The following is a 13748-nucleotide window of genomic DNA, read 5'->3' on the forward strand; positions in this document are numbered from 1 at the left end:
CCGAATGTGGGCAAATGACCGGCGTGACGTCACGCGTCGATGTCCTTGAGGCGTAACAGCCCAGACGCTCGGACATGCGATGCAGCATTGAGCGCATCGTCAGCCGTCTTGAGCGAGTGAGGTTAATTCGTTAAGCCTTTATCCCGCTGTTTCAGATCTGCATCGAGCGGGATTCTGTTCGAGCCGTACCTGACAAAAAAGGGCGGCTTTTCTACAAATGACCGAATGGTTTCGAGGATGCAATGAAAAAACGTTTTCGAGTGGGAGTCGTGGGAGTGAGCACGGAGCGCGGTTGGGGTACGACAGCTCATATTCCTGCGTTGCGTGCGCTGTCCGATGTATTCGAGACCGCCGGCGTGGCAAACACCAGTCTCGCGAGCGCAAAGGCCGCCGCTACTGCCTTTGGCATTCCGCGCGCGTTCGAGAACGTGGCGGAGCTAGTCGCCTCCCCGGATATCGACGTCGTGGCCGTAACGGTCAAAGTTCCCCATCATCGTGAAGTTGTCACCGCGGCTTTGGAGGCGGGCAAGCATGTCTATTGTGAATGGCCACTCGGAAACTGCCTTGCAGAAGCGATCGAGCTTGCAGATCTCGCCAAGCAGGCCAAGGTACGGGCAGTGGTGGGCACCCAGGCCACTGCGTCGCCCGAGGTCGAATTCGTGCGCAAGATCGTGGCTGACGGATACGTAGGCGACGTGTTGTCGTCGACTTATCTTGGCTGCGGCCCTACCTGGGGTGACGAAGTCACGCGCGGCGACTCGTACGCCATGGATTCGCGCAACGGCGCAACCATGCTGTCGATCATTGGTGGGCATGCACTTGCTGCCGTGCAAAGTGTGCTCGGCCCCGTCTACGAGGTGGAGGGCGTGGTGTCGCAGCGCCGGAAGACCGTGCGCATCGTCGAGACGGGCGACTCTATCCCGATGCAAACACACGATCATGTGATGGTCAATGCCGTTTTGAAGTCGGGAGCACCGTTGTCCCTAGAGCTTCGCGGGGGCCTGCCGCGCGGCACGCGCCTGCTGTGGGAAATCAACGGAACGCTGGGCGATTTGCGCATTACCGCGACGAATGACCAGGCTCCCGTCATTAATATCTCGCCACTGCGCGTGGAGGCTGGCCGCAGGGGCGAACAGGGGTATAGCGAGGTTAAGGTTGCGAAGTCTCACTACTTCGATTTCGCGGATACGGACTTTGCGCGGAACGTGGCGGCCATCTATCGGCAGATGGCCGAGGATCTGGTTCAGGGAACCAACATTGCCCCTGATTTTGATGCCGCGGTAGCCCTTCACAAGGTGATTGATGCCATCGAGAGGTCGGATCAGACGCGCAAGCAGGTGCGAATCGAATGACCGGCGTCAGGATCGTGGATTCGTTGAGCGGTCGGCAAAGAATGGCTTTATCAGAATTGACAGCGATCCTCGAAAAGAGGATCGACGATCTTGTTTGACGGGAGCTCAATCATCGTTTGCTTGACGTCTGAAGATTCGGCGATGTCATCGTTTCGTGCCGGGAGAGGGAGGACGTCTGTTGCCTTGAATGGCATTGAGCACGTAGCCGGCCTGAACGGAACGATTGCGCACGGCGCGAGATGATATTCGAGGTCCAGGAGGGGCAATTCCGCTACGTGGTCATCAACGCGGCGAACCGCCGAGCCTCGCATAGCGCGTGCATACGATATCTGCGATAGCCCGAACACTGTCGCCGTTTCGGTCGTCGCCCGCTCGACGATCGACTGGCACCGCTCCCGCGAGCGTGTCCAGTTACGACTTGCGCATCTTCCCCGATCTGCACGCCAACCGCGCGCCCACACTGCTGGCGGGCTCATCCGTCTTTGCTTTGCACCACGCTCAAGAATAACCAGGCGATCACGGAGTGCAGCGAAGATGCGTCACGCGGTCAGTAGCGGCATCGCCGCTCGCAGTCGCGCCCGCTTTGAGGCGACACCCATGTGAAATCCGTGACCCATGCGACATGGGTAGGGAGATTCCCCAGGGCCCTTGACTTTGTTCATTCCGAAACACATCATCCTATATAAATCGATCGTACGTAGCATCGTCGCATTTGAAATGATATGCCAAGAGCACGGATGTGATGCTGCGCATCCTGATGGCGTCTCGTTGACCAACTGCCGTCGGTCCTCTTGTGTTTCGGTACTGCTAGTTACTTTTTTGTAATTCTCACAAGAATCTGTCGGGCAGAAAGGAATTCAGGCTGGCCGTTCGGCCCGCAGTGGATTCGTGCTTTTCGAGTGGCGCAAACGGAGGACGCCTATCCGGTCTCCTTGTTTGCAAGGCTCCGGGTGGAGGCAAAGGCGATGCAATTCAGCAGTCGAATCCTGAGCTATGCCGGCAAGTCACACCTCGCCCTGCATTCCTCTGTTTGTTTTCGAACTATTGCATTCCGCTGTCGAAGTAATCCGCACTCACTGCCGGAATTCAAATTCTACTTAATAAATCTGATGCAGACAGATAAAAAGAACCAGAAAGGCACGTTCTCTTGTCAATAGTTCGTAGGACATAGCAATGCAACTAGTGGGCGCATTGGCAACATTCAACAACGGAATCAAGGATCAATATGTTCGACTCGCCTATGGCCTGGATAACTGGCACGCAAAACACGGAAGACCTGCGCGATTTCATGAAGGCCTCCTTCGACAGGGTTGAGGTCGATGCTGCGTACCGATTCGGCGGCGCACTCGCGAAGATTGCCACGGCGTTTGGCGCCTGCGTCTTCGGGACGGCCGCATATGCGGCGGGCAACTCCGTGACCAACCATCAGAGCCGCTCCGCCTGATGCAGATCTCTCCTCCGCGCTTCCTACCGACAAGTTCAAGGAAGTAATTGCACAGTAATTGTTCGAGACGAATCATGAATGACCAGAAAACGCTGCTGCAGGTCGATGGTGTCACCAAGATCTTCCCCGGAGTCCGGGCGCTTGACGACGTGACGTTCTCGGTGGTCGAAGGCGAGGTACACGGTCTCGTTGGCGAGAACGGGGCAGGCAAGTCCACGCTCATGGCCGTCGCGTCCGGCGCCCTTGTTCCGGAGAAGGGACGCGTCGTGATCGACGGCACGGAAACGCGAGGAGACACGGAGCAGGCACGCCGGTTGGGGTTGGCTATCGTACGGCAGGAACCGGCGCTCATGCCTGACCTGACCGTAGCGGAAAACCTTTATCTCGGCGTGCCTGCCGAGCAGCGTCCGTCCTTGATGGAGGTCGCGCAATGGGCGCGAGGCCTCCTGAGGCAATGGAGCGCCGATGTTGCAATCGATGCGAACGAGCGGGTGGTGAGCTTGGGCCCCGAGCAGCGGTTCATCGTCGAAATCGTCAAAGCGCTTGCCGCAAAGCCCAAGGTTCTGGTCCTCGACGAACCGACCGAACATCTGTTGACGGAAGACGTCGAACGTCTGTTCGAGCGCATCCGCAAGATAACGGCTTCGGGTTGTTCGGTCGTCTATATCTCGCACCGGATCCGCGAGGTGCAGAGAATTGCGCATCGCCTGACGGTTCTTCGCGACGGTCAGGGCCAGGGCACCTATGAGGCCGCGGGCCTCAGCGAACAGGAGATCGTCGAACTGATCGTTGGCGGTGCGCTCGACCGCGACTTCCCGGCCAAGGGCAACAATGGTGGCGCAAGCGTCATTCTCGACGTGACGAAGCTGCGTGGTGCCGGCTTTACCGACATATCGGTTCGGGTCAAGAAAGGCGAGATTGTCGGCCTCGCGGGGATCGACGGCAACGGCCAGCGAGAGTTCATGCGAGCCCTCGCGGGACAGACGCGAAGCCGCGGTAGCGTCACGGTGGCCGGCATTCCCGCGAAGCTTCGCAACTCGCAGGCTGCCGCCGATTCGGGCATCAGTTATCTGCCGGGCGATCGTCATCGAGAGGGAATTTTCGGCGAATTGTCGGTGCGCGAAAATTTTTCGATCCGTAGTCTCCCATTCGATTCGATCAAGGGATGGGTGAGCCAGCGCAGCGAAGCAAAGCGCGCCAGGGACGCCGTGACGCGATTCGCTGTCAAGACGCCGTCCATTGACACGCCTATTCGTACCTTGTCGGGCGGTAACCAGCAGAAGCTTGTGCTGGCGAGTGTCCTCGCCAGTCATCCCAAGGTGTTGCTGGTCGACGAGCCGACCCAGGGCGTGGACATTGGCGCACGGATGGAAATCTGCAAGGTGCTTCGCGAGGCCGCAGCGGCAGGCACCGCCGTGATCGTCGTTTCGTCGGATGCGCACGAGGTGGCGGGACTCTGTGACCGTGTACTCATCTTCTCGCGCGGCCATGTCGTCAAGGAATTGGACGACAACGCCGTCAGTGAGAACAACATCACGTCTGCCGTCTTGACCGCAACGACTGAGCGGGAGAAGGGCGCTTCCCGAACCTCCGGCGTTTGGAAGTGGGCTGCCGGGGATTGGGCGCCGCTCGTGATGCTTGCCGTTGCAGTCTGTGCGCTCGGCATGTATGCGGCGCACGTCAATCCGACCTACCTTTCTGCGCGAAACCTCAGCGGCATGCTGGCGCTCGTGGCGACACTGGCCATCGTCGCATACGGGCAGCAGATGCTCATGCTGGTTGGCGGGATCGATCTCTCGGTCGGGCCGCTCATGGGGCTGATCGTCGTCATACAGTCGTTCTTCCTGAATGATGGCGCCTCGCTAGGCCATCAACTCTCTGGGTGGGTGATCGTGTTGCTCGTCGCCCTTGCGGTCGGATTCGTGAACTGGATGCTTGTCGGCCCGTTCCGGTTGCATCCGATGGTGGCGACACTCGCGACGTACATGGCGCTTCAAGCAGTGTCGCTGCTCCTGCGCCCGGTTCCGGGTGGCCTGATCGCGGATCCCATCGTGGAGTCGATCGGTGCCCAGCTCGGCGTCATGCCCATTGTCGCGATCGTGGCAATCGTGATTGCCGTGGTGCTCGAAATCGCGTTGTTCAAGTCGAGGGTCGGTCTCACGCTGCGCGGCGTGGGCTCCCGCGTCGAAGCTGCGCGGATGTCCGGTGCCCGCCCGCAACTGACGTCGCTCGCCGCGTACATGGGGTGTTCGTTTCTTGCGGGCGTCGCTGCCGTGCCCATGATGGCGCAGGTCGGCACTGGCGACCCGAGCGCCGGCATCAACTACACGCTCGGAAGTGTCGCAGCGGTGGTGGTCGGCGGCGCAAGCCTGTTTGGCGGACGCGGCTCCTTCGTCGGTTCGCTGCTGGGTGCGCTCCTCATCATTCAGGTGAATGTCGTCACCTCATTCCTCGATATTGGCGACTCGTGGCAGTCGTACCTGTTGGGCGGGATGATCCTCGCATCAGTCGCGCTCTATTCCAAGAGCAGAGAAATGGTGGTGGCGAAATGAAAAACACAATGCACAATCAGGCGGAAGTTATGTCGGAATTCCTTGAGCCCTCTAAGTCGAAATCAAAAGCAAAGCCGGCGCGGCTACCAGCGGTTGATGAATTCTCATGGATCTGGGTCGGGCTGATCCTGCTCTTCGCGTGCAGTTCCATCGTCGCGCCGGGCACGATGACGCGAGGCTCAATTTTGGCCATGCTTCCGTTCGCTGGCATTCTTGCGATCGTCGCGACGGGCCAAACGCTGGTCATTCAGCAGCGCGGGTTGGACATGTCGGCAATCGGTATGGTTTCGCTCGCCGGCATTGTCATGGCCAGGACGGGATTCGCATTCAATTCCATCGTCCTTGCCGTCATTTTTACTGTTTGCGTCGGCGGGATCATCGGAATCATCAATGGTGCGCTCATCTCGAGGGTCGCGATTACGCCGCTGGTGGCGACGCTTGCCGTCAACGCGCTGCTGATCGGCTGCGCCCGCTCGTTGACCGGTAACGTTCCGGTTGCAGTCCCGACCGTCATGCAAACCATTTCGCACGCCCAGTTCCTTGGGCTCCCGGCCAACGTCTGGTTCGCCTTCGCGTTCGTGACGACCGCGTGGATCATTACCCGCAAGACCACGGTAGGGCGCAGGTTCGTCGCCGTGGGGGTGAACCCGCGCGCGGCTGAAGCCGCAGGCGTCAACGTGCTGAAGTACAAGATTGGGGCGTACCTCGCCTCCGCCGTTTGCTTTTCCGCAGCGGGCGTGCTGCTCGCCGGATTCATCGGAAGCGCGTCACAGACTTCGGGTAATGACTATCTCCTGCCGGCGGTCGCGGCCGTGGTGGTCGGAGGCACGCCGTTCACGGGCGGCAGAGGCAGCGTCGTCGCGAGTGCGGTGGCCGCACTGTTCATGGCGCAACTCGGTCAGCTCGTGCTGGCGCTTGGTGCGGGCCCCGCTGCTCAGCTCCTCGTTCAGGCCTGCGCGATTCTGCTCGCAACCACCGTCCGCCATCTGCCATCCGCGATAAAAACGTTTCGCAAGAGGTCGTAGCGGAAAGTAGTAGCGGGTGTCCGCGCCATTATGTTCCGGGTGCCCGTGGTAGCTCGAAAAGCGGCAGTTTCGGGGTTGGGACCTTGGAGCGGGAAGCCGGTTAGCGACCAGCCTGCCCTTGCAAGCCGATTGCAGCGACCCGAAAGAGGTCGTCAAGCGATTTTTGGAGACTCTTTTTTAAAGTAAGGATGACGAAATGAGAAAGATAATTTTCTGCGCGGCTGTCATGGCACTCGGTGTCTGCAATAGTTACGCGCAGAGCACCGTGATCCTGTATGGACGCGTCGCATCGGGCATTGACTTTGTGACCAACGTTGCGACGCCGAACGGTCAGTCAAAAAACAACTTCAGGTTCGGCAGCAATCAGTATGGATACAGCTGGTTCGGCCTGAAAGGCGACGAAGACCTCGGAGGAGGTCTGCATGCAGTCTTCAAACTCGAAAGCCTCTTCACTTCCGGAACAGGTGAGATTTTTCCCAACTCGCTTTTTACCCGCGACGCGTATGTAGGCCTGTCCAACGACAAGTTTGGAAGCATCTGGTTCGGACGGGCGATGAGTCTCACCGACGAAACTGGCTGGTACATTGACCCTCTTGGAGAACAGGTGGGAACAGGCATTGCAAACTTCGCTTTCGGACGGGCGTGGGGTCCCCGATCGAACGTCATTACTTACAACTCGCCGATTTGGGCTGGCTTCTCTTTCCGGGTACAAGACGGTTTTGGCAACGAGGCAGGTAACTTCCGGGGCGGACGTCAGTTCAGTGTGAGTGCACAGTACACGCTCGTGAACTTTGCTGCGTACGGAGTGTACGAAGAACTCCGCGACGACAACGGAAAGTTCTCGGGGCTGTACACCGCGTCACGTGAATACATGGCAGGCGCCACCTACCAGCTCGGTGGGCTGAAGTTCTACGCGGGCTATCAGCAACTTGTCTCGTCAGGGCAGGATACGGTTGCCGACTCTTTTAACCCCTACGCGGCGACGCGGAGCCAGCAAGAGTGGATTGGTGCATCTTATCAGGCAACCCCTGCACTCGCCTTGCAGGCTGGCTGGTATCACGGCAACGTGAATCACGGCGGCGGCACCGGAAATCTTGCTGCCATCGGCTCAACCTACAACCTGTCCAAGCGGACGTTCCTCTACCTGACGGTCGGGGCCATGTTCAACGGAAAGCCGTCAGCGTTCCCAGTTGAAACGGCCGATTCGCAACCGCTGCCGGGGCACAACCAGCAAGGCGGCTACTTTGGCATCATGCACTTCTTCTGAGTGCAATTGATGACCTTGACGCGCGGCCGGCGGTCGATCGGCGCGACGTTCGCGAGGTCACGATCCGGGGCGCAGACATGGTCTCTCATGTGGTGGCGTCCCCGGTCGATCAATCCACGCGGGTGCCCCTTCACGAGCCTCTACCCAACTGCAGTCTCTCCGTAAGAAACGTGCCGATGGCATCGAGAGCCTGTGCCGAGGCCTTCAACGTTCCGATGCTGCCATGGAATCCGTGCGGCATGCCCAACCAGACATCAACTCGCGCATCGACGCCTGCGGCGACCGCACGCTCGACATACAGGCGCGAATCGTCCAGCAGGACTTCATCGTCTCCGACGTGAACGCGGACGGGCGGCAAGCCGGTCACGGGCGCGTGAAGCGGCGAAGCCAAGGGATGTTTGGGGTCAGCGTCTCGCAAGTAGGCATGGACGAGTTCCGACACTTGCGCGCGCGTGAAAAGCGGATCGGCGTCCGCACGGGTTTCGTACGTCTGGCCGGAGAGCGTCAAATCCGTGACGGGTGACAACGCAACCGCGCCCACGAGTGTCGCCTTCGCGGCGACTTCTCCGTTGGCGATGCGCGAAGCTAGGATCAAGGCAAGATTGCCACCCGCCGAGTCGCCGGTAACCGCAATCCGGGAAATGCCGCTCTCGCCGAGCCCAAGATAGCAGGACAGCACGTCATCCACTGCTGCGGGGAAAGGATGTTCAGGCGCCAACCGATAATCTGGGACGAATGCCGTGACGCCGCTCCTCCCGGCGATTTGGGCGACGAGGTGGCGGAATGCGTTGGCGGATCCAAAGTTGAACCAACCGCCGTGAAGATGGAGTATCGCTTCGTCAGGCCGGTTGTTTTCAGGGTTGACCCAGAGCCCAGGAATGCCGCCGACCGATCCGGATTCAAATGTCACGCCCGTGTAGGGTAAAACGCGTTCCATCATCGCATCGAACGCGCCACGTCCCTCGACTCCCAGCCGCATGCCTTTGGCGGAACGGGTCGCGGCGCGCATTGCCTCGGTGATCTTCCCGTCTTCCGGGTCAAGCGGGTGTGTCACGATGAAAGCGCTCGACAGATCGCCATTGGATGAATTTTGCATGTTCAGTTCCTATACATAGATCCATTGATCGTCCTGCCGATCACAACCGGTTCTCGTCGCCGCGCCTTCGTTTTTCCTCAACTAGCAATTGCCGGGAGCGGCCACGCGGAACCTCAGGTGAGAACTCAGGACAAACTCGGTGCTCCTTCCAGTCCGAACGTCTCCGTTGCAGTCAGCGAGCTGGTGCGACACGCTTGCATCGACAACGGCGCTCACCTACGGCAGCGGATCAATTGAAATCATAGACGTCATTTGGCCATGGGGGCAGCCAGGTGACAAGTCACTAAATTGGGAAGCTTCGTTTCGCGCATCGAACGATTTGCATCCGCCATGGGATTGCGCGTTGTGGCACGGGTGGTGACGTACGGTGATGCGCTTGTGAAGCAAGTCCGGTCCAACGCTGGTGGCGCGATTCGAATACTGTGGCTCGTCGTGCGATTGTCCTTCCGGCTATTGGAGCCGAGTTGTACGGTAAAGCCTTGCTAGATGTGGAAAACACAGTAACGCCACCGGGTCAGCAACAGAATGCGTGGTTTTCCTGTCGCCTGTTTGCGAGATCGAGACGTGAGAGCAGGTCAGGTTTTCCCTGCCTGTTGTCACATCGACATCTTCCGAGATGCAAGGTGGTGCAACCAATTGATGTATCGTTTTGCCTTACCTGGAGGACGTTTGTCGACGGAGAAGGGAAGAGCGCCGAACCCACCGCGAGGACCACTCTCCGGTTGTTATCTTGTTCATGCCCGTAGGCTGTGCGCGCTAACAATCCTCTGTGTTATTGCGGCAATCCGGAATTGAACGAATCATTCGTATGGTTGGGGGGCGTGCGTATGACATTGACTGTGATGGAATTCGGTCGCGATGGGGATGTCCGCAATTCGAGCGACTGACGGTTTTGCCGCGCGATTGTTCCGATCAACTTCCCCAAACTGACTGCGGCCAGCCTAAAGTCGCGATCGGCAGCGCAGCGCATGTTGGAATGTCGCCCTGGCAACTCGCGCCTCGTGCAGCTCGTTTCTTACGCCAATTTCGCGACATTCGCCTGTTTCGCCGGTAGCACCCGCTGCATAACTTGCCTATCATGCAGTGCGCCCTTCCTGATCTGCCGCAGGCCTACGGTAGCGCGCCTAGACAGATACCTCCGCCGCAAAAGGATCTGAATGAAAAGCAACGGTGCCTATATCAGCGCGCTTTTTATCTTCGGCACCGTATGCGTTGCCGCACCCGCGTTCGCGCAGAGCAGTGTCACGATGTACGGGATTGTCGATGCAGGGCTCGTTTACCAGAGCAGCCAGACGTCGCTCGGCTCGACGGTCAACGGCCATTCCAACGTCAAGCTTGGTCAGAATATCTGGAATGGCAATCGCCTTGGATTCAAGGGGATTGAGGATCTTGGGGGTGGCACACTGGCCGTGTTTACGCTTGAGTCCGGGTTTAACCTCCTTAGCGGCACCCAGCAGTTCGCGAATGCCGGGTTCAGCAGACAGGCGTTCGTGGGCCTGACCGATGCGAGGTACGGTACGCTCACTGCAGGCCGTCAGTACACCTCGTACTACACCCTGTTGGGTCCGTATGGCCCCACGACCTGGCTAACCGGTTATTTCGGAGCGCACGCTGGTGACATCGACAATTTGGACGTGATATACCGCGTCAATAACTCCCTTGTCTACAAGTCGCCTGCGTTTTACGGCCTCACCGTCAGCGGCTCCTACTCGCCTGGCGCGGTGCCTGGCAGTTTAAGCCGGGGTTCGAGCTGGAGCGCGGCGCTGCGGTATTCAAGTGGGCCGCTGGGCGTCGCCGCAGGCGTCGAGCGATTCAACAACTCGACGCTGGGAGGCGGCGCTTGGGGGGCAAACTCGACCTTGAACTCGGGCGGCCAGCCTGGCGTATCGGCGCTCACCAATGGCTATCAGACGGCGGCCGCCCAGCAGCGCGTCGCGGTCGCAGGCTCCTACGCATTCTCGGCGGCGTGGAATGTGTCGGTATCCTATTCGAACGTTCAATACATTCCTGGCGTGGGCTCGGCGTTCCGGGATGAGGCGATCTTCAACACGGTCGGCGCCGTGCTGCATTTTCGCGCGACCGTGGCAGCCGACCTGGCGGCGGGCTATAGCATCACGCGCGCGACCAAAGCGAACAGCATCGCCAGCGCGGCACAGTACGAGCAGTTCAATCTGGCGGAATCGTACAACCTTTCGGCGCGCACGATGCTGTACGCGCTGCAGGGCTTCCAGCGGGCGCATGGCCAGACACTGGGCACCGCCGGCGCCGGCAACGTCATCAATGCAACCGCGACGATCGGGGACGGCTTCAACGCGGCGCCGTCGTCGAGTCGCAGCCAGTTTGCATGCGCCATCGCGGTATCGCACCGCTTCTAGATTCGCCACTGCGGTGCGAGGGACATGCCCAGGGTGGTCTTCAGGCGAAACGCCAGGCAATAACGCATCTGTGCTACCGGCGGGCAAGCGATTTTCCTTGAGACATCGAAGGCGCGGGCAGTTGTGATGCACGAGGTGCGTTACGACTGCTTGCGGAGTGAACCAGCCCAATCCGGGCCGGTTTAAGTGACTGACGTGCAGGCGGGTGTTGCTAAAGAAAGTTATCGCGGGGGATTGTCTAGAGGAGGTCTGGAAGCCTCGCGTTGCTGGCACGAATCCGGTACGCGCAGTTATGTGACGCCAGCGCGACGGTGCCTGCGACTACGGCGGCCATTTCTGAAGAAACACGCTATGACCGTCTGTTGCCGGGCGAGGGTGGCTTGCTGCTGCGCGAGTTTATCGAGGCCTTGCCTCCGGGCATTCCATAGGGTCTCGAGGTACCTAATCGCAGACTCGCCGAGACGCTCGAATTGGATGAGAGGTTGAGCAGAACACTCACGGCGGCGAAGCGTGTCGCGGGCGGTTTGACTTAGGCAGATTCGCTAAGCCAGGCCTGTCGGCGATAGGCTTGACGAAGCGACTTCATGCGCTACCTTTTGCTGTTCAACTGCCATCTCAACGGGATGCATCTTGATGAGTTGTGGTAACGCGGACGAGCCGCCGGGCGTTCTCGCGTTCCGTCTGTCCCCAATACGTGGTCCTCATCGCGCGCATTTGAACTAGACTTGGAACACGTGGTGTACGGGCATTTCGCCGGGCACGCGGTCATGATCCCTCGCCCTATAGGCGGGACGTAAACCTTGAACTGGAGTGTGAGCCATGAGCGAACCGTGCATTATCTCCGTTGCCATCACAGGCTCAGTTCCGCGCAAGAAGGATAACCCGGCTGTGCCGATCACGATTTCCGAGCAGATTGAAAGCACGCACGAAGCGTACGAAGCCGGAGCATCGCTGGTTCATCTGCACGTGCGTGACGAGCAGGAGAACTCCAGTTCCGACCGGTCGAGCTTCGCCTCTCTTCAGGACGGCATCCGGAAACACTGTCCTGACATCATCATTCAGTTTTCGACAGGCGGTCGTGGCCGTTCGTTCGAGCAACGCGGCGCGATGCTCGATCTGCGCCCGGATATGGCATCGCTCGCAACGGGTTCTGTCAATTTTCCGACAACTGTCTATGAAAATCCGCCGGACTTTGTGCGTGCGCTTGCGCAAATGATGCTCGACCACGATGTCAAACCGGAAATCGAGATCTTCGATCTGGCGATGTTGTACAGCACAGGGGACCTCGTGCAACAAGGGCTGCTGAAATCTCCCGTGCACGTTCAGTTCGTGATGGGTGTAAAAAACGCGCTGCCCGCGCGTCGCGAGATTCTTGAGTTCGAGGTGCAACAACTCAAGGCGCTACTGCCGGATGCAACGTGGACCGCCGCCGGTATCGGACGGCATCAGTTGGAGGTCAATCACTGGACTCTCGAACTGGGCGGCCACTGCCGCACGGGTCTGGAAGACAATGTGCGCTGGGACAAGGACACACTGGCGAAGAGCAACGCGCAACTGGTTGCGCGCGTGGCCTCGTTGTGCGGCGAATATGGCCGGCCGGTGGCGAGCGCCGCCCACGCGCGTGTCATGCTGGGTCTTCCCGCCAAATAGCCCGAAGAGGCGCGCCACCGTCCGTGGCGCGCCTCGCACATGATGCCGCCATAGTCCGTTTGATCAGGGTTGGCCCGCCTGACGTTCAGTCGACGTCGTCACTTCTCCAGGGCGGCGCAGCATCTTGTCGACTTCGCCCGCGTGCATCTCTTCGATATGGATCATCTGGCGGGCGAACTCCTCGAGTGCAACGGAGCGGTCCTCGACCAGCGCGAGCAGTTCGCGATAAAGCGTCAGCGCTAGGTTCTCGGCTTGCAGCGATTCGCGGAGGATCGACGAGATATCGAACGTGTGCGAGTCGAGGAGGGGACCGATCGCAAGCGACGGATAGGCGCCCAATGTGGTAATCCACTCTCCGACCTGCTGTGCGTGCAACAGCGATTCGTCGGCCTGCTCGCGCAGCCAGGATCTGATCGGAATGCGTCCGAATCCGAAAACAAGAAACGAGTAGTGCGTATATCGAACGACGCCGGCCAGCTCGGATTCGAGAATCCGGTTCAGCACCGCAACGACGTCTTCCTTGTCTATCTCTGCCATTTGGTATCTCCTTTTATCGCACTGCCGCAGACACATTCCGAGATTCGCCGCTCGTATCACGCCACATGGTCTTGACGGATATTGATTAAATGTAGTCCCGCAAGGCGATCGCGCAAGGTGTAGTTCGTACGGACGCGTTTGCGTCGGCCAGTGGCGAGAGGGAAGGGCATCTGCTGCAGGGCTAGAACGCAGTCTCTGTAAGCTGACCGGCCGCCGGTATTCCGGTGCGGGAGGCATTGATGGCTGCGACCGAAGGGATCGCCGATAGCCGGATCGGGAATCTGCCGGGTCCGATTCAGGCATGACAGAAGGAGCAATGTTGCTTCCCGTATCAGCTCACCTCTCGGTCCTTTTTCGCGAACCAAGAAACGCAACTAACCGTCTAGCGGGACGTACTACTCGGCAACTTCGCACCCCGTCTACAGAACTAGGGGCTGCTGATTCAGCAAG

General features: G+C 59.3%; 9 protein-coding genes. 7 read left to right on the plus strand and 2 right to left on the minus strand.

The features are described 5' to 3' along the window. Positions 1-242: 242 nt before the first annotated feature. From P0D80_RS39285 to P0D80_RS39305, 5 genes are all read left to right on the plus strand, one after another. Positions 243-1352 carry a Gfo/Idh/MocA family protein gene (locus P0D80_RS39285; RefSeq protein WP_408291789.1) on the plus strand — a complete coding sequence of 370 codons (1110 nt, stop codon included), beginning with the start codon at positions 243-245 and terminating at the stop codon, positions 1350-1352. A 1225-nt stretch (positions 1353-2577) separates the two neighbouring features. Next, positions 2578-2796 (plus strand): hypothetical protein, encoded by a 219-nt coding sequence (locus tag P0D80_RS39290; RefSeq protein ID WP_408291791.1) that lies wholly within the window; start codon positions 2578-2580, stop codon positions 2794-2796. A 74-nt stretch (positions 2797-2870) separates the two neighbouring features. After that, positions 2871-5348 carry an ATP-binding cassette domain-containing protein gene (locus P0D80_RS39295; protein WP_408291793.1) on the plus strand — a complete coding sequence of 826 codons (2478 nt, stop codon included), beginning with the start codon at positions 2871-2873 and terminating at the stop codon, positions 5346-5348. Next, positions 5264-6373, plus strand: coding sequence for an ABC transporter permease (locus P0D80_RS39300; RefSeq protein ID WP_408291796.1), 1110 nt, complete (start codon positions 5264-5266; stop codon positions 6371-6373). The genes P0D80_RS39295 and P0D80_RS39300 overlap by 85 nt, the downstream gene beginning before the upstream one ends. A 196-nt stretch (positions 6374-6569) precedes the next feature. Continuing rightward, a complete protein-coding gene (locus P0D80_RS39305) occupies positions 6570-7640 on the plus strand; it encodes a porin (protein ID WP_408291798.1) in 1071 nt (356 codons plus the stop codon). Between the two features lie 130 nt (positions 7641-7770). Here the strand turns inward: P0D80_RS39305 and P0D80_RS39310 are convergent, their stop codons facing one another. Further along, a complete protein-coding gene (locus P0D80_RS39310; RefSeq protein WP_408291800.1) occupies positions 7771-8736 on the minus strand; it encodes an alpha/beta hydrolase in 966 nt (321 codons plus the stop codon). A 1157-nt stretch (positions 8737-9893) separates the two neighbouring features. Here P0D80_RS39310 and P0D80_RS39315 point away from each other — a divergent pair. Together P0D80_RS39315 and P0D80_RS39320 are read left to right on the plus strand one after the other, a co-directional pair. After that, entirely contained in the window at positions 9894-11111 is a 1218-nt protein-coding gene (locus P0D80_RS39315) for a porin (protein ID WP_408291802.1), read from the plus strand. A gap of 819 nt (positions 11112-11930) precedes the next feature. Further along, positions 11931-12761 (plus strand): 3-oxoadipate:acetyl-CoA acetyltransferase, encoded by an 831-nt coding sequence (locus P0D80_RS39320; protein ID WP_408179487.1) that lies wholly within the window; start codon positions 11931-11933, stop codon positions 12759-12761. A gap of 63 nt (positions 12762-12824) precedes the next feature. On the opposite strand, the gene P0D80_RS39325 is transcribed toward P0D80_RS39320, so the two are convergent. After that, positions 12825-13298 carry a ferritin-like domain-containing protein gene (locus P0D80_RS39325; protein ID WP_408291805.1) on the minus strand — a complete coding sequence of 158 codons (474 nt, stop codon included), beginning with the start codon at positions 13296-13298 and terminating at the stop codon, positions 12825-12827. Positions 13299-13748: the final 450 nt, after the last annotated feature.

Source organism: Paraburkholderia sp. RL17-373-BIF-A, assembly GCF_046030175.1.
In the GTDB taxonomy this organism is placed as follows: domain Bacteria; phylum Pseudomonadota; class Gammaproteobacteria; order Burkholderiales; family Burkholderiaceae; genus Paraburkholderia.